The sequence below is a fragment of the Spirilliplanes yamanashiensis genome, assembly GCF_016863475.1.
GTDB classification, from domain to species: Bacteria; Actinomycetota; Actinomycetes; order Mycobacteriales; family Micromonosporaceae; genus Spirilliplanes; species Spirilliplanes yamanashiensis.
The window spans coordinates 1-23,386 of record NZ_BOOY01000009.1; the positions used below are offsets into that span (position 1 = coordinate 1).

Here is a 23,386-nt window from a genome sequence, read left to right on the forward strand (position 1 = left end):
GACCCCGACCCAGGCCCCGACCCAGGCCCCGACCCAGGCCCCGACCCAGGCCCCGACCCAGGCACCGACCCAGGCCCCGACCCAGGCACCGGCGCCCGGGGCCGAGCGCCCCACGTCGCCCGCCCCGCCGTTCGAGGCGCCCGAGTTCGTCGGCTTCACCGGGTCCGCCGACGACGACGGCGGCGAGACCGTCGTGTTCGCCGACCTGTACCAGCCGTCGCAGCCCGCGGCGGCACAGCCGCCGCCGCTGGCCGAGCCGATCCCGTACCAGGTCGACCCGGGCCAGGCGGAGCAGGCCGCGCAGCGGCTGGCGGCCCTGCTGCGCGAGGACCCGTCCCTGCTGCAGGACTGACCGCGCGGCGGCGTCAACCGACGGAGGCGGTGACGGATTGGATGCCGTCGCCGGGCCGGCAGTGCGCGGCGCTGATGTCCGACGACGAGAGCGACCAGATGCGCGGACCGTTGGCGGTGTATCGCCGGAAGGTGCTCTCGGACACGCACCGGACGCTGACGTACACGTAGCCCCCGGTCGAACACCACGCCACGGCGCCGTACCTGTTGGTCGCCTCCACGTAGTCGGGTGCGTGCCGGGCCGCGCAGGACGGCACCGCGTTCCCCGCACCACCGCCGCGCGAGCCCGCCGACGGCAGGTCGCCGGCCGATTCTCCGCTCGCGGGGCAGATCTGGGCGAAGTCCAGCTCGGGCAGGTACGTCGACCACTTCTCCCTGGTCAGGCTCACGCCCGCGAGTGCGCACGCCCGGACGCTCGGATCCGCGATCAGGTCCTTCATCGCCCCGAGGTTCCACAGGGTGGCCCGGCCGGCGTTGCCGGACTCGTTGGCGTCGGCGATCAGCACGGACCGTCCGTCCCGGCTGATCGCGGCCGACCACCGGTCCGCGCGGTCGACGTCCTGCTCGCCCATGAGGATCGGGCGGGAACCGCCGGCGAGGCTCCAGGCCGACAGGGTCTCGGCCCCGGAGTCGACGGCGACGACGGTCGAGCCGTCGTGGGAGAACGCCATCGCGGCGGCGTGCGTGAGGTCCTCGGCGAAGCGTCCCACGCTGCGCGGCCGCTCGGGCGACGTGATGGTCCAGATCGTCGAGTACCGGCCCTGGGCCACCGCCACGGTGTTCCCGTCGGACGACATCGCGAGGTGTCCGATCCGCGCGCCGCGCGCGCCGGAGATCTTCCCCAGCTGCGCCGGCCCGGAGGGGGCGCGGAGGTCCCACACCCCTGCCGTGGTGTCGGACGTGCGCGACGCCGCCACCAGCCGGCCGCCCGGCCCGAAGGCCACCGGGAGACGCAGGTCGGCCGGCGGGTCGAGTCGCCGCGCCGGCCGGCCGGGCGCGACGTCCCACAGTTCGACGGTCCGGGTCCGGCCGTCGCCCACGGCGACCGTGGAGCCGTCCGGGCTGATGCCGAGCTCCGCCTGCGCCGCCACCGACCATTCCTCGGCCGCCGCGAACTCGGCGACCCGGACCGGCCGGGCGGGGTCGGCGAGGTCCGTCACCCGCACCCGGCCGTACGCGTCCGCCACCGCCACGAACCGCCCGTCCGGGGTGAGGGCCGCCCGGTGCACCGGCGCGTCGAACACGGGGATCTCCGTCCGGGCGCCGCCGGGCGCCGCCCGCAGCACGGCCGTCGGCAGCGAGCCCACGGTCAGCAGCTGCCCGGACGCCGTGAACGCCGACGCCAGGCCCTGCGGTTCGCCGGCGTCCCGGAACGTCGCGACCCGCTCGGGGGCCGCGGGCGCGGAGGTGTCCCACTGCGCGCCGCCGGCGATGAGCGTGCGGGAGTCCGGGCTCAGCGCGATGGCCGAGCCGGCGTCAGCGACGGTGGTGATGCGGTCACGGAAGGCCGCGGACTTCGCCCAGCCGATCTCGTAGGGCTCGATGACGGAGATGACGGCGCCGTCGCCCTCGGCGATCGCCATCCGGCTCCCGTCCGGGGCGATCGCGATGGACGTCACCATCCCGCCCTGGTTGAGGAAGGTCTCGGCCGACGTGGGAACGGCTCGGGAGGTCAGGTCCAGGACGTAGGTCTGGCGCTTCGCGCCGATCACCAGCTCCGGCGTCGACGGCAGGAAGGCCAGCGCCCCGACCGCGTCCCGGCCGATCACGTCGTCGAGCATGCCGGTCAGCTTCGGGGCGGCGGGGCTCGACAGGTCCCAGAGGCCGGTCCGGCCGCCCACCGCGTGGGTCGCCAGCATGGTGCCGTCGGCGCTGAACGCCGCGAGCTCGATGACCTTGCCCGCCGCGTTGCCGATCTGCGGGGCCAGCACGGCGGGCCGCCGCGGGTCGGCGAGGTCCCACAGCGAGCCGCCCTCGCGGAGGCGCAGGTCGGCCGTCGCGATGAACAACCGCCGGCCGGTCTGACCGAACGTCACGTCGGTCACGGTGTGGTGGACGGGGATCTGCCCGACGATCTCCGGTTCGGCCGGCGCGGAGATGTCGAAGACCGTGGCGTACGGTTCGCCGCTGGTGGCCGCGACGACGATCCGCCCGTCCCCGCTGACGTCCCACCGCTCGAACCTGCCGAGCCTCGACAGCTCCTTCGGGACGGCCCGGTCGGCGACGGTCCACACCGTCAGCTCGCCGGCCTCGCCGATGACGACGTCGTTGCCGGCGTACCTGACGTTCCTGCCCGCCATCGGCCCCGCGTACCGGGTCGACGCGACCATTCCGGCCAGGCGCCCGGGAGCGTCGGCACCGAGCTGGAGCTTCGTCGCGGCGATGCCGAGCTGCAGCGCCGTCGCCATGTCCCGATCGGCGAGCTCCTGCGCCTCGTTGAACAGGCGGCGGCCGATGGCGATCCGCTGCTGCTCGTCGGCGACGGCCCGCTGCTTCGTGGCGTCCGCGGCCGACTGCTCGGCGAGGCGCTGCTGACGGAGGGCCTCGGCGGCGGCGTCCTCGGCGAGCCGCCGCTGCTCCGCGGCGATCCGGCCCGCGTCCTCCGCGGCCGCCCTGGCCTCCTCGGCGAGCCGCGTCTGCTCGACGGCGATCTGCCGCTGCCGCTCGGCGACCGCCGTGGCGTCGTTGGCCAGCCGGGTCTGGTCCGCCGCGATCCTCTTCTGCCGTTCGGACTCCGCCGTCGACCTGGCCGCGGCTGCCGCCTGCTCCTTCGCGAAGGCCGCCTGTTCCTGCGCGCGCCGCCCGGCCTCGCGCGCCACCTGCTGCTGCTCCCGGGCGATCTGCTCCTGCCGCCGCGCGTTCGCCTGCTGCCGCTGCACCTCCGCCGACGCCTGGTTCGCCAGCACGCGCTGCTGCTGCGCCCGCGTCGCCTGCCGGCCGGCCTCCGCCGCCGCCGCGCGAGCCCGCTCCCGCTCGGCCGCCGCGTTGCGCACCTGCGCCTGCGCCTCGGCGGCGGACCGGCCCGCGACCTGCTCCTGCTCCGCGGCGCGCGCCTCCTGGAACCCGGCCTCCGCCGCCACCTTCGCCTCGCGGGCGTTGCGCACCGCGACGACACCGGTCAGCGCGGCCACCAGCGCCAGCACCGTCAGGCCGCCGACGCCGGCCGACCACAACCGCCGGGCGCGCCGGTGCTGGCGGACGTCCTCGCCCTCGAGCTCGTCCTTGCTCAGGCCGTGCATCGGCGCCGCCAGCTGCGCGACCGCGTCGCGGAACCGCGGGTCGCGCAGCGTCAGCGGACCGCCCTCGCGCGCCCACCGCAGGTCCAGGTAGAGCGGCTCCTCGGCGAGCACCCCGCGGAGCGCGGCCGGCACCGCGGACGAGTCCTCCGTGAAGTCGCCCCGCGCCGGATCCCACTGCCACTCACCGTCGGTGACGACCGGCAGGATGCGGTCCGGTGACCTGGTCGCCACCCAGTGCTCGATCTCCCTGTTCACCCAGTCCGAGCGCGCCGCCTCCGGCGAGGCCAGCAGGACCAGGAACTCCGAGTTGTCGAGCGCGTCCTGGATCGATGACCACAGGGCCGGCGACACCGACAGTCCGGTGTGATCCCGGAAGACCCACAGGGCGCGACGGCGGTGCCACGGCTTCGCCAACCGGTGCAGACCGCGCTGGAGCGCCGGCGCGAGCCGGCCGTCCGCCGCGTGGCTGTACGAGATGAACGCGTCGAACCTCAATGGAGCCCCTGATCGATGAGCGTTTCGTGGGCGCACAGGCTTTCACGGCGCATCGACCGGGGAAAGGGCGATGCGCGTCACGCCCCGGCCGGACGGCGTTCGGCGGCGTAGGTGATCGCCGCCTCCACGCCCGCCACCCGGTCGGCGAGCAGGCCGACCGCGCCGACCGCGCGGACCAGCGGGTCGTCCTCCGCGCCGCCCAGGGCGCGGCCCCGCAGGTACGCCGCCTTCACGTCGGCCCACCGCTGGGCCTGCTCGGGCGTCAGGCGGCCGCGCAGCTCGGCGAGCTTCAGCAGGTTCGCCTCGGCGCCCGAGGTGAGGGTCTGCGCCTCGCCGGCGTAGTGGTCGTCGATGACGGCGTCGAGTTCGTCGTCGTTCATGGCGGGCACGACGCGTTCGGCGAGCTTGTTCATGTTGCGGTACGAGCCCTGCAGCTTGAACGGCGGCTCGGTGCGGGCGTCGTCGCTCTGCGCGGCGGAGGCGATGTACGCCTGGTTGTTGGCGAGCACCACCTGCTGTACCCGGAGCAGTTTGCGCAGCACGCCGAGGATCTGCTCCAGCTCGACGGGCTGGTACGGGTGGGCGAGCCGGTCGGCGCGCACGGAGGTGTCGCCGCGGGCGAGGCGCACGAGCAGTTCGACGTCGCCGCGGTCGCGGGCGGCGACCGGGGCGAGCACCGGGTTCGCGGTGAGCGAGTTCTCCAGGTAGGACAGCGCGAACACGTCCTCCTTGCCGGACAGCACGTCGCCGAGGTTCCACACGTCGGCGCGGTTGGCGAGCATGTCGGGGATGCGGAACCGGCTGCCGGTCTCGGTGTACGGGTTGCCGGCCATGCACACGGCGAACCGCTTGCCGCGCAGGTCGTAGGTGCGGGTGCGGCCGTCCCAGACGCCCTCGATGCGGCGCTGGGCGTCGCACAGGGAGATGAACTTCTGCAGCAGCTCGGGCGAGGTGTGCTGGATGTCGTCGAGGTAGAGCAGGACGTTGTTGCCCAGCTCCAGCGCAAAGTTGATCTTCTCGACCTCCTGGCGGGAGGTGGCGTCGGGCGCCTCCGCCGGGTCGAGGGACGTGACGGCGTGGCCGAGGGCGGGGCCGTTCACCTTGACGAAGACCAGGCCGAGCCGGTTGGCGACGTACTCCATGACGGTGGTCTTGCCGTAGCCGGGCGGTGAGATCAGCAGCAGCAGGCCGGACTGGTCGGTGCGCTTGCCGTCGCCGGTGGCGCCGAGCTGGCGGGCCAGGTTGTCGCCGATGAGCGGCAGGTAGACCTCGTCGAGGAGCCGGTTGCGGACGAACGCGCTCATCACGCCCGGCTTGTACTCGTCGAGGCGCAGCCGGTCGCGTTCGGCGGCGGCCAGCGCGGTGCGCTGCTTCTGGTACGCCCGGTACGCGGGCACCCGCTGCTCGCGGAACGCCCGGGTGCGGGTGAGCACCTCGTCGAGGCGCAGGTCCAGGGTCCGGCCGGCGGTGATCCGCGGGTGGGTGCCGAGCAGGCCGGTGACCGTCTCGGTGAGCGCGGCGGCCGAGTCGTGCCGGGTGAGGGCGGCGCCGGTCAGCTCCACGGCGACGGCCTCGGGCAGGTCCTCGGGCGACGCGGTGTCCGGCCTGGCGGCCAGGAACGCCGACAGCCACGCGGTGACGAGCTGCCGCCGGGCGGCCAGGTCGCCGTCGAGCAGCCGCAGGTCGTCGGCGTACTCGCGGGCCGCGGCGGCCGGCAGCGCCTGGTGGAAGCGTTCGACGAGGGTGCGGGCGGCGGCGCTGGTGACGAACCCGGCGTGCGGGTCGGCCAGCTCCTCCACCAGGTACTCGCCGACGTCGGCGGCCGGCGGCAGCCCGGCGGCGGCGGCGAAGTCGCGGGCGGCCGCGGTGAGCTCGGCGCACAGCTCGCCCAGGGCCGGGCCGGCGGAGCCGAACAGGTCGCGGGCGCGCACCAGCGACGCGGCGCGCCGCGCCCACGCGTCCTTCGGGCCGGGCCCGAACGCCCAGAACAGCTGCGCGTCGGCGCGCACCGCGGCGGGGTGGCGCAGCAGGCCGGCGGCCGCGTGCAGGCGCACCAGCGCGTCGAGGATGGCGGCCGCGTCGGCGTCGTGCACGCCGCGCTCGTATCCCTCGTCGTACCGCGCCTCCGCCGCGCGGCGCACCACGTCGCGCAGCGTGCCGTCGGCGGCGGCCGCCGCGACCCCGGCGGGGTCCTCGGCCAGCAGCGCGGCGGCCAGGTGCTCCGCGCGGTACACCTGCGGCGTCTCCGACACGACGGTCTGCGACCAGAAGTCGCGGGTGGCGCGGAACGCCGGGTCGGTGACGGGCGCGCGGTAGTCGGTGGCGGTGACGGCGAACGCCAGCTCGTCGCCGTCCGGCACCAGCGTCAGGTCGACGGCCTGGGTGTTCACGGCGAACCTGTGCCGGCCGAGCCGGATCGTGGCGCCGCCGTCGCCGTACAGGTCGAGGCGGTCGCGCAGGGACCGTCCGGCCTCCTGCCGGGCGGCCTTGACCCGGCCGTCCAGCTCCTCGGCCCGCACGGTGTCGCCGAGGGCACGCAGCTCGTCGGCGACCGCGCGCAGCTTGCCGACCATGGGGTCGGTGGCGAAGTACGTGTTGACCTCGTCGAGCGTGCCGAGCGCGGCGACCCGCCGCTGCACGCTGGCGAGGGTGCGCTGGGCGGACGCGGCGAGCCGGTCGGCGCGGCGGGCGCGGTCGTCCAGCAGCGCCTGGCGGCGGGCGGAGAACGCCTCGTAGACCTCGGCGCGCTTCGTGGCGAGCTGGTCGAGGAAGTCGTCGCCGAACCGCGACTCCAGCGCCTCCACCTGCAGCATCAGCCGGGCGAGCTGCTCGTCGCAGCGGTCCGGGGTGTCCGCGGCGGCGAGCGCGCCGGTGACGGACTGCCCCAGCAGCGCGAACTCGGCGGCGAACGCGGCCCGGTTCTCCACCGAGCCCAGGTCGCGGCGGCGCGCGTCGAGCGTGGCGCGGGCCCGGTTGACGCCGCCCAGCACCTCGCCGATGCGTTCCAGGATCGCCACCCGCACGGTGGCGTCGGCGATGTCGAGGCCGCCGACCACCTCGGTGACGACCTGCAGGCCGTCGGCCTGCTCGGTGAGCCGCTCCGCGACGGGCGCCGCCTCGGCGACGGTGGCGATGCCGGCCGCGTCGGCGACGAGCTGCTCCACGGCGGCCTGGTAGCCGGCGAACGCGTCCGCGCGCTGGAGGAACTCGACGGCGCGGCGGGCGGCGGCGTCGATCTCGCCGGCCAGCTCCGCCTCCAGGGCGTCCAGCCGGGCGGTGTCCACGTACCGCAGCTCGTGCAGCGACACCACACGGCCCCGCGCCTGCCGCAGCGCGGCGAGCTGGCGCACCCAGGCATCGGTCGTGGTGGGCACCTCGCCGCGGGCCCGGCGGACCAGCGACCCGGTCGCGGCCTCGGCCTCGGCGACGGCGCCCGCGGCCTGGTCCGTCAGGGCCTGGACGGCCTCGAACTCGTCGAGCACCTGCTCGGCGGTGGCCCGCACCTCGGACAGCGGCGTGCGCAGGTCGCCCAGCTCGCGCTCGCCCAGCCAGTGGTAGTGGTCGAACAGCCGGGTGCACGCCGCGATGATCGCCTCGAACACGGCCGTCGACGGCGTCATCTCGTCGACCATGCGCGCCACCGACAGGCTGTCGGCGATGCCGCGCACCAGGTCCGCGTTGCCGACCCGCTCCAGCGGGCCGGTGCCGACGGGCTGCGCCGCCGCGTGCGTGTCGGACACGTACGGGGTCTGCCACACCTGCATCGGGTGCACCCGCGTCGGCTCGTCCGATGTGGACCGGAACGCGACGAGGGTGCCGTCGTCGAACAGCGAGTACCCGTGGCAGGGGATCGGCGTGGCGACCTCCTTGCGGATCACGTTGTACGGCAGCAGCAGGTAGTGGCCCGCCGCGCGGGCGTGGAAGACGTACAGCACGTCCTCGCCGTTGACGCTGCGCACGACCCGCTCGAACTCCAGGTCGGCCACGTCCGCGTCGAACGTCTTCGCCACCCCGGTGGACAGGTAGTAGCCGCCGGGAAAGATGAGGCCCTGGTCCTCGGGCAGCCGCTGGCACGCCTGGCCGATGCCGTCGAGGCGCCGCACGTCCTTCGTGCGGGTGTTGAACACCAGGTACCGCTGGACGGTCTCCTTGTAGGGCAGGACCCTGAGCAGGATCAACGGCCCCACCCGGGCGTACGCGATCTCGGCGTCCGCCAGGCTCTGCAACGGCTCGTCGACCGGCTCGGACCAGATGCCCTCGCCGTCCTCCGTGTTGTTCTCCACCTTGACGGTCAGCGTGCCGCCGACCGTCTCCACGAACACCTCGTCGCCGATCGAGATGTGCGGGTGCCGGCCGAGCACGTGCTGCTCGCGCGTGGTGAGCGTCCACTCCAGATCGTGGCTCGGCGGGAACACGTGGTCGCGTTCGCCGCGGTTGTCCACGTACGACACCGAACCGTCCGTGCCGACCTTCCAGCGCAGCACCTTCAGGTCGTCGGCGCGGGCGCCCGTCTGGAACACCGCCAGCAGCAGCCCCTCCAGGCGCCGCAGCTGCAACAGCCGGGTGTCGCGGTAGTAGCGGTACAGCTCGGCGAAGTCGCGCTGGAAACCCGGATCGTCGAGCAGGCCCGGCACCGCGCCCGCGTCGAACCGCACGGCGTCGCCGTCCCGGGCGAACGCGTGCACGTCGAAGACGTCCGCAATGGACGTCTCCGTCTTCAGTCCGATAAAGACGTTGTAGCCGAACAGCATCGCGCCGCCGACCTGCGCGACGTCGCGCGGCACGCAGTTGTTCGCCGTGCGGATGCGCTCCGTGCCGAGCAGGCGCATCTGCTGCCCGCCGAACGTCTCCACCCGGCGGGCGTTCAGCTCCTCCGCGCGCCGCGCCAGCGCCTGCGCCTGCGTGGACAGCCGGCCGCGCAGGACCTCGTACGTGCCGGCGTCCAGCGTCGGCGCCTCCTGCAGATCGGTCACCTCACGACCGTGCCGTTGGCCGTACCCGTGAGGGCCGAGATCTTCCGGTCGGCGACGCCGAGCTGCTGCGCGGCGTCGAGCAGCTCCCGCAGCTTGCCGGCGTCGGCGCCGCCGGCCTTGATCTGCTGGGTGAGGAACGCGGCCAGCGTCATATTCGCGATGTCGCCCGTGGACACCCCGCCCAGCACGCGGCCCAGGTCCTCGGCGAGGTTCGCCGAGCCGTCCAGGTACCGCGCCCCGATGCCCTGCGCCACCGTGGAGTGGCCGACGAACCCGTCGAGGCTCTTGCCCATCGTGATCGAGCCGAGCAGCTTGTCGAAGAACACCGAGTCGCCGCCGACGATGTCGATGTTCGCCTTCTCCAGGCCCGCGGAGACCACCATCGCCTGCGACTCGGCGATCTGCCGGTGCACGTCGATGCCGGCGAGCCGGATCTCCTTCTCCATCTCCAGCCGCAGCCGGTACTCCTCGTGCTCGCGGGTCGCGTCGTCCAGCGCCGCCATCGCGCCGGCCTTCTCCTGCAGACCCTCGGCCTCGCCCTTCAGCTTCTCGCGGATCGCCTCCGCCGCCACCAGCGCCTTCTCGCGGTCCACGGCGGCCTCGGCGCGGCCAGTCTTCTCCACCACCTCGGCGTTGCGCTCGCGCACCTGCACGTCGGCCAGCCCCGCCGCGGCCGCCTCGGCCTGCGTCCCCTCGGCCAGCCGGATCTTCGCCCGGGCGTCCAGCTCCGCCGTCTGCTGCCGCGCCTCGGCCAGCGTCAGCTCCTCGCGCGCCTTGTGCTTCGCGGCCGCCTCGGCGGCCTCCGCCGCCTTGATGTCCTTGACCAGGTGCTCCTGCGCCTCCGCCTCGGCGGCGATGATGACGGCCTGCCGGGTCCGCTCCGCCTCCTCGACGACGCGCAGCCGCTTGATGTTCTCCTCCTGCTCGGCCACGGTCTTCTCGACGGCGATGCGCTCGCGGATCACCTCGGCGATCGAGCGCTTCTCCGCCTCGACCTCCTTATTCTTCGCGATCGTCGACAGTTCCGTCTCCCGCTCGCGGCCGATCACCTCGAGCATCCGGTCCTTCTCGATGCGCTCCGTCTCGATCGCGATGACCCGCTCGCGGTTCTTCTCCGCCACGGCGATCTCGCGCGCCTTGTTCTCCTTCTGCACCCCGAGCTGCTGCTCGGTGCGCAGGTGCGCGCCCTCGGCGCGGAGCCGCTCCTCGGCGTGCGCCAGCGCGATCTCCGCCTCCTCGCGGGCCCGCATCGTCTCGATCTCCCGGCGCTGCTTGATCTCCGCGTCCGCCTGCCGGCGCTCCAGCTCGAGGATCGCCTCCTTGGCGTCCACGTTCTGCCGGGTGAGCTCCTTCTCCTCGTTGCGCTTGTAGTCGTTCGTCTTGATCGCCTCGATCGCCGTCAGCTCGGTGATCTTGCGAATGCCCTGCGCGTCCAGGATGTTCTTCGGGTCCAGCGACGACATCGGCGTCTGCTCGAGGTAGTCGATCGCCGCGTCCTCGAGGCTGTAACCGTTCAGGTCCGTGCCGATCACCTGGATGATCTGGTCGCGGAACTCGTCGCGCTTCGTGTACAGGTCGACGAAGTCCAGCTGCTTGCCGACCGTCTTCAACGCCTCCGAGAACTTCGCGCTGAACAGCTCCTGCAACGTCAGCTCGTTGCTCGCCCGCGCCGTGCCGATCGCCTGCGCCACCTTCACCACGTCCTCCACGGTCTTGTTGACCCGCACGAAGAACGTGATCCGGATGTCCGCCCGGATGTTGTCGCGGCAGATCAGACCCTCCCGGCCCGTCCGCGCGATCTCGATCGTCTTCACCGAGATGTCCATCGTCTCGGCCTTGTGCAGCACCGGCAGCACCACGGCGCCCGTGAACGTCACGTCCACCCGCCGCGTCTTGCTCACGATCAGCGCCTTGCCCTGCTCCACCTTGCGGAACAGCCGGCTGACGATGAGCGCCATGCCGATGACGACGACGAGAATGACGGCCAGCAGGATGCCGAGCCCGGTGGAGATGACGTCCATCAGCTGTCCTTAGAGTCTCGTGGTTCCAGCGCGACGTCGGCGGGGACCACCCAGAAGAACTCCCCGTCCGCGTCGAAGTCGTAGAGCACCGCGACGGTGCCGTACCGCAGCTCGTCCTGCCCCGCCTGGCGCACCTGCACCAGCGCCGTCGACCCGTCGGCCGCCGCCACCTCCGCCTGACCGAACCGGTCGGTCACCCGCTGCGTGCGGATCACCGCCGTCCGCCCGAGGAAGTGCTGCCGCGACGGCTCCACGCCCGTCGGCATCGCCCTGCGCAACACCGCGACGAGCAGGCGCGTCGTCACCCACGCCGTGACGAGCGCCGCCGCGAGGGCGATCGCACCGGCGCCGGGCACGTTCTCCAGCAGGACGGCACCGGCCAGGCTGACGAACCAGGCCACGGCGATCAGCAACGACAGCGCCACGGTGACGGGCACGCCCCCGAGCCCGACACTGCCGAAGGCGTCCTCACCGAGACTGTCGGTGTCCGCCCCGCCGACCATGACGACCAGCCAGTAGACGACCACCACGGCGAGCAGGAAGGTGAACAGAACGGTCGGGAAGCTCAACGCCGCCTCGACGAACCCGCCCATCCCGCCCCCGTCTCAGTTGTCCTGGTGCCGCCCTAGATGATGGCAGGAGGGTGCAAGATCCGTTGCCCCGTCGACGGCCGGACGGATCCGTCCGAACGGACATTTCAACGCAACGTTGAGGGGGCACGGTCAGAGATGTGACACAAGCAGCGCAACCTCACGCCATATAAACGACGCCGCGCCCGGCGACCGTCGGCATCCTCCATCACGCGCGTGTCTGTGCGCATGGTTCTTCGGCGGCGGTGCTCACTGCCCACCTCTCGATCGGCCCATCGCGGACCGACGCCCTGGCCACACGTAGCGCCGGCCGAAGCAGCTTCACGTCATCAAGAACGGCCTGGCCGAAGCCGGACCGTACGCACGCACTCAAGGTCCATGGCCTCGCGCGCCCACCAACACCAAGTACCCCAATGAAGGCCAAGACGGTGGACCGTCAAGGCCGTTACGGTCCCTCCACCCATCACCCGGCGGAGGCAATTCCCGGGATCGACGCATTAGCCGGTTGCCGACAATGCCGGGACTTGACAGAACATTGACGGCAAATTGAGCATGCGGCCACCACCCTTCGGCGCTGGCGCCACTCCTCGCAGCCATTGAGTGCGGACTTCTAGGGACACCGCCGTCCAACGTTATGGACGGCGCCCTTTGCTCGCCGTCGTTGTCGTGTCAAATTCGATCGTAGACAGGGGTGTACTCGGGCGCAGTCTCAGGAACATCCGGGTATCGAATGGTGCCCTCAGTCTCCCACCAGCGGCTCGTATACTCGCTCGGATTCTTGTACTCGAAGATCGCTACTAGGCCAAGCAGGGAGACCGGACTGTCCGCCCAGAAATCCCAGCCATCTCGCTCAGCGCAATACGCATCCTGCTTCCGGTCGTACCACACGGAGAATCCTTTATTCTCCAGGACTGCGATCGCCGTCGTGTAGACATTCACGTGCTCGCTCAGCGCTGGCATCCCTACCCCTATCTGTTCCGGATGAGAGTTATCGCGTCGTGCGGAATCGAGCCTACGAAGAGAACCTCCTCAGCACGCCGCGCATCGCGCACCACGCGTGAGTCACCACTCCTGTTGGCGGCTTGCATGACGTTATTGTGATCAATAAACTTGGCCCCGCCCGCAATTGCCTTATTGACATCGATTGCAACCATTCCTTGACCTGAGGCGAACCGTTCGGTCGCTCCCTCAGTCACCGACGCAGAGATGTGCTTGGTCGGCCGGTTCAAAATATGGTCGGTTATGGACCCGGTGGTACCGCGAGGCTGCAGGTCTTCGCCCTTGTCGAATGCCGTACGATCATCATAGTTCAGCTGCCGGTAAACCGTTGGCCCACAGTCCGCGCTGTTCCTACTCCTGTTGTTGTTGTGGACCAGTACCGGCGTGTCGCCGGCTGTCACATAGTACGTGTGGATGTCGGCCACGGTCAGGTCGCGCATTTCGCGCTTACCGTGATAATTGCGGACCGCCGCGACGACGACCCCGCTTCCTTCCACGCCCAGCTTCGTGCCCCGCCGGAGGTTCTTGGCGTCTGTCCACTTCCGGTCAGTGGCGTTCCAGAACGGGTGGTTCTGCGTCGTCTTCAGGACGTACGTCTTGCCCTTGTTGTTCCGGACCTTGAGGTCGGTCAGCTCACGGTCGAGATTGCGATGAATCGCGGTGACCTGCCGGTCACCAGATTTCCCGGTCTCCGGGTCCTTCGCCTCGACCTTGTCGCCGACGTTGACGTCCTTGATGGGACGGGTTGAGCCGTCTGCCATCAGCACCTCGGTGTCGGGGTCGAAGCTGTGCTTCGCTCCCTTGGCAGGTGCTGTCAGGCACCCGTGCCCGCCGCCGACCGAGACGCCGGCCACGCCGACGGCCGACTGCAGCCCGCTGCCACCGGAACCACCACCCTTGCGGTTGAGCAGGCTGAGGCCCGGGACCATACCGAGAACAGACGACTTCACGTCCACCCGGCCCGTCGTGACAGCCTGCCCGACGACGTCCTCGACGCCGTTCTGGGCCGCCTCCGTCGCCAGACGACCGGCCCAGCCCGTGCCCACACGCGCCGCCACCGCGGTGCCGACCTTCGCGGCGATGAGACCGCCCGCGCCACCCGCAAGACCCGACAGCGCGCCGGTGCCCAGCGACCCGAGTGCGTCGCCCAACGAGTTGATGTCGCCTTGCAGGCCGTCCTTGGCCAGGTTGATCAGCGCGGCCGTTCCGGCCATACAGGCGATCGCGCCCACGCCGGCTGTCACCGCCGTGCAGGCCACGCCGGCCAGGATCGCGCCACCGATCGCCGCGATCTCCAGCAGCATGTTCTTGTTGTTCTGCACAAACTTCTTCGTGGCGGCCACGCCGTCCTGGATGACGCTGACGGTTTTGCCGATCCCTCTGGCTACCTTCGCGAACGCTTTCTTGTGCGCCTGGAAGATTCTCGTTCGCTCGACCGCCGCGGCGATCGATTTCGCTTTCTGGGCGACCCACTTCCGGGCGCTGTTCGCCGTCTTCTGCACCCAGTTCTTGGCGCTGCTCCACGCCTTGGAGACGCTGTGGACCGCCTTACTGATGGTGCGGCCGACCGCCTTGACCGCCCGGGCGGCGTAGTTGTAGACCGACACGGCACCGCGGTAGAACGCCGTCGACTGCACGTAGTTCTTCGTCGCCGTCCAGGCCGTCGAGACCACCGACGACACCGCGCTCTTGGCCTTGTTCCACGCGCCCTTGAAGCTCCAGTGGCCTGTCGGGTCCGTGTTCTTCAACGGGTTGGCGTCGCCGTACTGGTAGCGGTTGGCGCTGACCGAGTCCGGGACCGGGCTGACCGACGCCATGTCCCGGGTGTCGAACTGGCCGGTGTCGACGTTGTACCAGCGCGCGTGCATGTTGACGCGGTTGGTCGCGGTGTCCTTCCACTCCGACTGGTAGCCGAGGCCGCCGACCAGGCCGGTCGACTGCAGGACTGCGCCCAGCGGGTCGTACGTCGCCGAGCCGATCAGGGTGGGGCTGTCGGCGGTGAACTGGCCCACGACGTCGTCGTGCTGGTCGGTCCAGACGTTGCGGGTGGCGCCCGCGGACCTGGTCGCGACCACGTCGCCGGCGCTGTCGCGCACGTACGTCGCCGACCCGTCGGCCGCCAGGTCGTTGCCCAGGCCTGAGTACGAGAAACCGTCTCGGATGGAGCGGCCGAGCGCGTCGTAGCGGTAGGTCTGGCTCGCCTGGTTGACGACCTGCCCGAAGGCGTCCGAGCGGGTGGTCTGGCCGCCCGCCGAGGCGAGCGTGCCCCGCGGCGTGTACGCGTACGAGGTGCCGTTCGCCGTCTTCAGGCGGTTGCGTTCGTCGTACGTGAACAACTTCTCGCCGTTCTGCACGCGGTTGCCGGACTTGTCGTACGCGTACGCGGTGATCTTCGTACCGTCGTTCCAGGCCACCAGGCGGTCGGCGTAGTCGTACTCGTAGCTGTTGTCTGCGGAGCCGGCAAAGCCGGTGGTCTTCTTGCGGAGCAGGTTGTCGTTGTCGTCGTACTCGTACTCGATCTTGGCGATGGAGGCGCCCGCGCCGGTCTTCAGCTCGTCGACGATCGGGCGGTTGAAGTCGTCGAAGGCGATGTTGCGTGTGTTGCCCGTGCCGAACGTGACCTTCTCGACCTGCGACAGCTTGTTGTAGTCGTAGCTCTCCCGGATGCCTGCGGTCGTGTTGGCGAGGGTCTTGACCCGGCCCGCGCTGTCATAGGTGAACGACGTCCGGCCGGCGGCGTCCTCGCGCTCCGCAACTTCGCCGTCGTCGGTGTAGGAGAACGTCGTGTTGCCCGACGGGCCCGTAATTGAGGTGGGCAGTCCGCGGTCGTCGTACGACAGGACGTTCGTGCCGCCGACGCCGGAGAACTTCGTCATCCGGCCGCCGGTGTCGTAGTCGAACTCGCGGTTCTCCGTCGCCGCCTCGGCACCCGCGCCGACCTGCTTGCGCAGCTTGCCCATCTCGTCGTACTCGCTGGTCAGCGTGACGCCGCCGGGCAGCACCTGCTTGGCGGGGCGGCCTGCCCGGTCGTACGCCGTGGTGAAGGTGCGGTCGGCCAGGTCGGGGTGCGCGGCCGTGGCAGGCTCGATCTGCGACTCCGGCAGGCCGAGCGAGTTGTACGTCGTCCAGAACGCGTTGCGGCGGCCGTCGGTGAACCGGGTGCGGTTGCCCGCCAGGTCATAGCCGAACGTGGTCTCGATGTGGTCGGAGTCGGAGATCGGCTGGATCTGCTTGACCAGCATGTTGGTAGCGTCGTACTCGAAGGTCGTCGTGTTGACGTTGGGATCCGTGCTCTCGACCACGTTGCCGGCCGGATCGTACGACGTATGGGCCGTGTGCCATTCGCCCTCGGCACCCTGCGTGAGAACTCTCGTCACCCGACCGGCAGAGTCGCGGTTCTCCGTGATCTCCGTGCCGTCCGGCAGGTACGTCGACGTGTACCCGCCGCCGTACTCGAAGCGGGTGATGTTGCCGGCGCCGTCTGTCTCGGTCAGCGGCCGGCCGGTCGCGTCGTACGTCGTCTTGGTAGTGACCTTGCCGGGCGAGACGGTCTCTGCGAGCCACCCGCCGTAGCCGTAGCGATAGTCGGTGGTCAGTTGCTTGCCGGTCTGCCGCACCGCGGTTGTCGTGGTGACCTGCCGGCCGAGGAAGTCCCAAGTGGCGGCATTCACTGCTCCGTTGGGATCGGTCATCTGCAGCACGTCGCCGACCAGGTTGTAGCGGTAGCGGGTCTCGCCGCCGTTCGCCGCCGTCACCTTCGCGAGGCGATCGAGCTGGTCGTAGGTGTACCGGGTGGTCTTGCCGAGCGGGTCGCGCACCGACTCCAGGCGACCCGACGGGTCGTAGTTGTTGACCACCTCGGGGACCACGGCCTCCGACGTACCGGGCGCGGTGTAGCGCGGCAGCTTGGACGACGTGGCCCTGCCGTCGGCGTCAAAGGTGGTGACCGACCAGTTTCCGTTCTCGTCCTTGGTGTCGGTCGTCTCGCCGAAAGTGTTGTAGCCGGTCCAGCTGACCGCGTTCGCCATGACCGAGCCACCGGTGGCGGTCTCGCTGAGCGCCGCCGGAGCCGTCGTCCTCACCGGCCGCCCGGCCTCGTCGTTGGCGAAGTAAGTTGTGTTGCCGTTCGGATCGACCGTGGAGACGATCCGGCCGTTGCGGTCGCGCTTGTGGATGGTCCGGACGACCTGGCCGCTGTCCAGCCCGCCGTTGAGAATGTTGCGCTCGATGTTCGTCACAGCGTGCTGGTAGACCCTGACGTCGCGGACGGCGCCCGCCCAGCGGTCCGTGGCTCCCCCCGCGTACTTCCCCCGGCCAATGACGAAGGCGTTGTGACTCGGCAGCGGCTTGTTCAGGATCGTCGAACCTTCAAGCTTGCCGTTGACGTAGAGCTTCATCGACCGGTCGGTCGCGTCGTAGGCAGCCGCCAGGTGCGTCCATGTGTCGAGCTGCGGCACGGACGTCGAGAATGTGTTCTGGCCGGACCAGCTGTCGGCGTCGGCGCTAGGAACGGTCATCGACCACCGGTCGCTGGTGGCCTTGTACTGCAGGTAGAAGGCGCTGGCGCGCTCGCCGTCCTGGGAGAGCACGGTGCGGTTGCCACTCTTCGTGGTCAGCTTGACCCAGGCCGCAACCGTGTAGCTGCTGGTCGTGTTGAGCGCGGGTCCAGGAGTCTCGACGGAGCCTGAACCGTTCAGGAGCAGGCCCCCGTCACGCTCGGCGGACCAGCTCGCGCCGGTGTCGAGCGCGCCGGTGAGGCTGCCCACGGAGTCAGGTGCGCTATTGCCCGCCTTCTCGGCGAGCGACCAGCGAGCCACCGGGTCGTACCGGCTCCCGGTGTGCGTCGTCTCGGTGAGCAGGGCGCCGGTCGCTGAGAACGATGACAGGACGGAACTGACGTCGAAGTACGCTCCGCCCTTGCCGTCGCCCTCACGGTGCACCGTCGACACGACGTTGTCGTCGGCGTCGTAGGTGAGCTCGGTCAGGCGGTCGACGCCCGTCGGGTCGGTGCGGGAGCTGGTCTGGCGGTTCGCCGCGTCGTAGGTGTACTCGGTGGCCGTGGCGCCCTGGTTCGTGATCGCCTTCGTGACGTTGCCGGCGGCGTCGTAGAAGTTTTCCGCCAGCACGACGGTCTTCTCGCCGTCGGTGCGGGTCGTCTTCGCCTGGAGGCCGTCGTCCGTGTACGTGTGGCTGGTCGTCCAGCCCATGGCGTCCGTCTCGGAGGCCAGGCGGCCGGCCGGGTCGTACGAGCGGGACACCACCACCAGGTCCTTGGCGGGCTGGGGGTCGTTCGGGTCGCCCGTCCAGCCGAGCAGGGTTGAGGTGAGCAGGCGGCCCGCTGCGTCGTACGCGTTGCGGACCACGCCGCCGTCGTCGCTCTCCTCCTCGGCGATGCGGCCGTACGCGTCGTAGCGGTAGACCGTCGTGCGGCCGCCCGGAGACGTGTCGCTGGTCTCCTGGCCGTACTCGTTGAAGGTGTGCCGCTGGGTGCGGGTCGCGTCGCCGCCGGTGAGGTCCTGCTCGATGACGGCGGTGGTGTTGCCGTCGCGGTCGTACTCGTTGGTGGTCAGCTTGGTGTGGACCGCCCCCGTGACGCGGTTTGTGACGCCCGGGTCCCGCACGGTCTTCGCGCGGCCCATCGCGTCGTACGTGTACGTGGTGACCAGGCCCTGCGGGTGGGTGTCGGTGACCTCGGTCTGGGTGGCGCGGCGGCCGAGGCCGTCGTAGGTGAAGGTGGTGACCTTGCCGGCCGGGTCGGTCACCTCGGCGACGTCGCCGGTGGCGTAGTACCTGACGGTCTGCTTGGCGCCGCCGGGCGTGACAACCGTGGTCGGCAGGCCGGCGGGGGTGACGCCGCCGCCGACGGCGGCCGTGGTGGCCGTCGTGTACGTCGTGGCCGTCACCCGGCCGAGCGGGTCGGTGACCGCCGTCCGGTTGCCCTGGGCGTCGTAGGCGTACGACGTCAGGTACGTGTTGTCCGTGGCGGAAGCGGAGCGGCCGTCGCGCGACGTCAGCATCAGGTCGTTGCGGGCGTCGGGCGCCAGCGTGGTGCTCGTCGCGTCCGGGTAGTACGTGAAGTACACCGAGGAGCACTTGTTCGCGGCCTGGTTCTGGCAGGTGATGGTCTGCTTGGTGTTGCCGCGCACGTCCTGCAGGTTCTGCGTCCACACACCGTTCGGGTCGTAGATGAGGCTGCCGAAGCCGCCGACGTCGTAGCCGAACCTCGTCTCGTTGCCGAGGGCGTCGCCCTGTGCCACGAGGCGGTTTCCGTTGACCAGGTCGTAGCTGGAGACGAGCTGCTCGCCGGAGGGGCCGGTCACCGTCACCCGGGAGACGGGCATCGGCACGGCCTTGGCGACGCCGGCAACCATGGTGACGGCGACCGGGGCGGTCTGCTTCGCCGCCGCCCAGTGCGCACTCACCTGGTCGACGCTCAGCGTCGACGGCACGTAGGCGACCTCGGCGATGGAGCCGGGGAAGTAGCCGGCGGCGGGCGTCGTCGTGCTGCCCGTCCACCCGGCCGACCACTTGCCGGCCCCGACGTAGGCGTGCACGGCAGCGGTCGGCTTCAGATCGCCGTCGAGCTTGCCGACCAGCTGGCCGTCGAGATACAGCGACTGGGTGGCCGGAGCGGCGGACAGCACCACGTGGTGCCACTTGCCGTCGTTCACGGCGTTCTTGCTGACGATGGACTGGACCTTGCCGGTCCAGAGCCCGCCCCGAAGCTTGCCGTCCGTGCCGACGTAGATGGCGGGCACCCAGGCGCCCTCGTTGCTGGCGACCTCGCTCATCTCGACGGTCTGATAGCCGTAGAGGATGCCGCCCGCGGTGCTCCTGTTCGCCATCTTGAACCACATGGAGATGGACGCCGGGTCGGTGCTCGGCACGTCGGCCTCAGGCATCTCCAGGTACGACGAGGTGCCGTTGAAGCTCGCCGCAGTGGCGTCCTCGAAGGGCCCGGGCACGCCCAGCGTGACCTGGTTGAAGCCGGCGTCGCCGCCCGCGACCTCGTTGACCGGGTCCCCGACGTCGCTCTCGGCCAGCCGGAAGTAGTCGGCCGGGCGGGCGCCGAGCACCGAGGCGGCGTACACGTCGCTGCTGCCGACCACCGTCGGCGCCGCCAGCTTCCAGGTGCCGCCGTTCTCGTCGGTGACCTGTGCGACGTTGCCGGTGACGCGGTCGTAGGCGACTGCGGCGGTCACGCCGCCGGAGGGCCGGACGACCCGGTCCAGCACAGGCTGCTTCGTCACGCCGGCGTTGCGCAGCTGCGCGACGGTGCCACCGGTCAGCGCCTGGTTGAACACCGCCACGTCGGAGATGGCGCCGTTGAAGTAGGTGGCCGGAGCGGGCGCCTTGCCGGAGTTCGCGTGGTCAGGCCAGCTGCCACCTACGAAACCGGCGCCGACCACGACGTTGTTGCTGCTGGCCGCGGACCACGTGACGATCGTGCCGGCAAGCGTGGCCCGGGCGACACCGTCGACGTACAGGGTCTGCGAGTCACCCGCACCGGCGAGCGCGACGTGGTGCCACTTGCCGTCGGTGACCTTGATACCCGAGTTCATCGTCTTGGCGGCGCTGCCCATCCAGAACTGGCCGCGGAGATTGCCGTTCTTGTCGACGTACAGCGCCGGGGTGTAGTCGCTGGTTGCGCTGCCCTTGGTGACGGGTGTGCCGTTGTAGCTGAACAGCACGCCGTTCGGCGTCGACGTCCGGAACCACATGCTGACCGTCTGGTACTGCCCGTTGGCGATGAGCTTTCCGGGCAGCTGGACGTGCGAGCTCGTGCCGTTGAAGCCGGCGGTCGTCGCCTCCGATCCGGCGAGGCCGGCAGGCTGGCCGAGCGCGACGTCGGCGTACCGCGCGTTGTCCGTCCCGGCGTTGCTCAGCACGGCACTGGCGGCGGTCTGGCCGGCGGTCTCCCGCAGCGGCCAGTACGACGTCGGGCCGGCGTTGAGCACCGTGTTGGCGTACTGGGAAGTGTCGGCGTGACCGTACTTCCAGCACTGGTCGGCGCCGTCGGGCTGGCAGACCCGCTCCAGCCGGTCGTCGGCGCCGTAGGTGTACGTCCACGTGCCGGCGCTCTCCGGCCGCGCCGGGTCGGCACGATCGGTGATCACCTGGGTGACGTGCGGCTGTGTGGAGCCGGTCGGCGTGGCCCAGCGCAACGTGAGGCTGCGGCCGGACGCCGCGGTCAGCTTCTCGGGGTTGCCCGCCGCGTCGTGCGTGACGGTCAGCCTGCGACCGTTCGCATCGGTGATGGAGGTCAACCGGTAGACGCCGGCACCTGCGGCGCGGCCGAACGCGTAGACGCTCGCGTCCTTGTCGGTCAGCGTGTAACCGGTAAGCGTCGTGCCGCTCTTGGTCTCGGTGAAGGTGGCGAAACGGCCCTGCGGCGGCGTGAAGGAGCCGTCGGGCCTGCGACCGAACGCCAGGTCCTGCCCCGTCGGGTACGTCACCGCGACGGTCTGCACAGTCCCGGCGGCGTCCTTCACCTGGGTGGCGCGCATGTCGAGCACGCTCGCCCACCCCGTGCCGAACGCGTTGGTGCGGCGCGTGTCGAGGCTGTTGTAGCTGCGGGTCAACGCCAGCGACGGGCCGACGGTCGGCACGCTGGCGTCGGTCGCGGACGTCGTGTAGTTGCCGGTGCTCGGGTCGTACCCCTTGCCGGGGTTCTGCGCGAGGCCCGAGGTGATGAGCGGCTGCGGCACCGACGTCGTGAACGACCACGGCAGCGTGATGCCGCTCTTGGTGACGGTGTCGTCGACCTGAGCGCTCCACAGGTACGTGCCGTTCCAGGCGAGCTTGCCGGCCGGCACGGTCCAGGCGGCGGACGAGATGGACCCGGAGTCCGCCACCGCGACCTTGGGACTCTTGATGTCGTACACCGTGAACTGGTACTTCAAGCCCTTGTTGGGCCAGGCGTCGCCGTCCTTGGCACGGACGATCAGCTCGGGGGTGAGCGTCGGCATGACCGCGTTGGCGGCCGGGTAGCGGGCATCGATCTGCGGCTTGACGTTCTCCGCGTACGTGAGCTCCAGAACCGGCGAAAAGCTGCCGCCGGAGACGTTCGCCGAGGTGAACCGCTTGAACGCCGGCTCGTCGCCCGCACCCTCGCCGGCCACCAGGGCGAGACCGTTGTTGGCGGCGCCCTTCGACCAGTCGTTGAAGGTGGTGACGTTCAACGGCACGGTCACCCACTGGCCGATCGTCGGGTCGCCGCCCGTGTTGCCGCACGTCGCCGACGTCGGCGTCGGATTGAGGGAACCGACGGTGGCGGAGGTCAGCGCGGGTCCCGGCCAGGCGCCGTCGGTCTGGCCCGCGACCGTCCACTTCTCGCTGATCCGGCGGACGGTGAACGGCTGGGTGCTGTTGCACCGGTACGCCCAAGTCATGTGCAGCTTGAGCTTGGCCGCGGTGATCCGCATGCCCTTGAAGCCCTGGTCGTCGAACTTGTCGAAGTGGATGAAGGACCGGTACTTGTGGGTGCCGCCGTCCCAGGTGCCGACCGGCAGGTCGTTGCCGTTGCCGTTGGCGGCCGGCTGGTTGTCCACCATCACGTCGCCCGTGGCCACCGTGCTGGCGGTCGGGTCGACCCGCACCGGGAAGACGCGGGCCGGGTCGCGCAGCCACGCCTGGCTCGCGTCGACCCGCAGCGCCCAGCCGCCATCGCGCTCGAGCAGTGCGTAGGTGATGTCGCCGGAGTCGGCCGGCGCACCCGACCGGGGGTCGACCTTCGAGTCGTACATGTAGCCGGCCGGGAACCATGCCACGGTCTCGCCGGCGGCGTTGCGCAGCTCGACGTCGTTGTGCTCGCCCAGGTGCGGCGTCAGCCCCTTGAGGCGCAGGGGGAACACCCAGGACGACGGCGCGTCCGGGGAGTGCAGGACCAGCGTCTCCTTGACGCCGGCGTCGAAGGTCTCCAGCTCGAGGTCCGTCGCGGGCAGGACGGCCGGGTACGTGGACCTGATCCCGTCCACCACGCCCGTGGCCGGTGCCGCGCCCTCCAGCCAGTAGCCGAAGGACTCGCCGGTCGGCAGCGTGACGGTGGCCAATTCCTCGGTGCGGCGGACGTCCTCCGCCTGAGCGGCCGGTGCCGCGGCAGCGCGCACGGCCGAGGCCGTCGGGCGGCCGATCCGGCTCGTGACGGAGACCCCGATGCTGTTGGCCGCCATGTGCAGGCGCCCGTCGGCGCGCTTGACGAGGTCGAGGTCGATCGGCTGGAAGGTGCCGTCGGCGGCCTCGTAGTTCACGGGGCGGCCGTAGCGGCGCGTCGTCCGGGATCCGTCGGCGTTCTGGAAGACGTCGGTCGACGCCGTCGAGCGGTTCGCGAGCCGCTTGCTGGTCCTCGCGTCGAAGGTGCCCTCGCCGTCGGCGACGGTCTTCGCCGCCGACGGGTCGTGCGGAACGTACGGGTCGAGCGTGCCCGGGGCCTGGACCGGCTTACGGCCCGTGCCACCACCTGCGCGGGTGTCGGCGGCGGAGGCCGGGCGGCCGTCGAGCGCGCCGGGTCCGCGTTCCTGCTGTGGCAGTCCCGTCACCGAGGCGAGCGCCGACGACTGGCCGAGCCACGACCACATCCAGGAGATCGGGAAGTCGCCTTCCGGCACCGCGCCCGGCGGTACGGCCACATTCAGCCCGAGCACCGCCGCAACGACGACACCGACCCGTTTCCAGGCACGCAGCATCCCCGTCTCCTCCCCCGTGATCACATGAGACGG

The 23,386-nt window shown here is 71.0% G+C and carries 5 protein-coding genes and 1 pseudogene; 1 reads left to right on the top strand and 5 read right to left on the bottom strand.

What is annotated here, in order from left to right; translation table 11 throughout:
• Positions 1 to 352 (top strand): annotated as a pseudogene (locus Sya03_RS08565) (hypothetical protein); the annotation flags it as partial.
• 13 nt (positions 353 to 365) lie between these two features.
• On the opposite strand, the gene Sya03_RS08570 reads toward Sya03_RS08565, so the two are convergent.
• From Sya03_RS08570 to Sya03_RS08590, 5 genes are all read right to left on the bottom strand, one after another.
• Entirely contained in the window at positions 366 to 4,085 is a 3,720-nt protein-coding gene (locus Sya03_RS08570; protein WP_203937672.1) for a TIR domain-containing protein, read from the bottom strand.
• Positions 4,086 to 4,162: 77 nt separating this feature from the next.
• On the bottom strand, positions 4,163 to 9,058 hold the full coding sequence (locus Sya03_RS08575; RefSeq protein ID WP_203937673.1) for a DNA repair ATPase: 4,896 nt from the start codon (positions 9,056 to 9,058) through the stop codon (positions 4,163 to 4,165).
• Positions 9,055 to 11,079, bottom strand: a complete 2,025-nt coding sequence (locus Sya03_RS08580) for an SPFH domain-containing protein (protein ID WP_203937674.1) — start codon at positions 11,077 to 11,079, stop codon at positions 9,055 to 9,057. The genes Sya03_RS08575 and Sya03_RS08580 overlap by 4 nt, the downstream gene beginning before the upstream one ends.
• Positions 11,079 to 11,672: a hypothetical protein gene (locus tag Sya03_RS08585; RefSeq protein ID WP_203937675.1), complete on the bottom strand. Its 594-nt coding sequence runs from the start codon at positions 11,670 to 11,672 to the stop codon at positions 11,079 to 11,081. The genes Sya03_RS08580 and Sya03_RS08585 overlap by 1 nt, the downstream gene beginning before the upstream one ends.
• 965 nt (positions 11,673 to 12,637) lie before the next feature.
• Positions 12,638 to 23,353, bottom strand: coding sequence for a LamG-like jellyroll fold domain-containing protein (locus tag Sya03_RS08590; protein WP_203937676.1), 10,716 nt, complete (start codon positions 23,351 to 23,353; stop codon positions 12,638 to 12,640).
• Between the last annotated feature and the right edge of the window lie 33 nt (positions 23,354 to 23,386).

Coding starts and splice junctions, on each gene's coding strand:
- Sya03_RS08580 (WP_203937674.1), bottom strand. CDS start 11,079: ATGGACGTCATCTCCACCGGGCTCGGCATCCTGCTGGCCGTCATTCTC.
- Sya03_RS08590 (WP_203937676.1), bottom strand. CDS start 23,353: ATGCTGCGTGCCTGGAAACGGGTCGGTGTCGTCGTTGCGGCGGTGCTC.
- Sya03_RS08585 (WP_203937675.1), bottom strand. CDS start 11,672: ATGGGCGGGTTCGTCGAGGCGGCGTTGAGCTTCCCGACCGTTCTGTTC.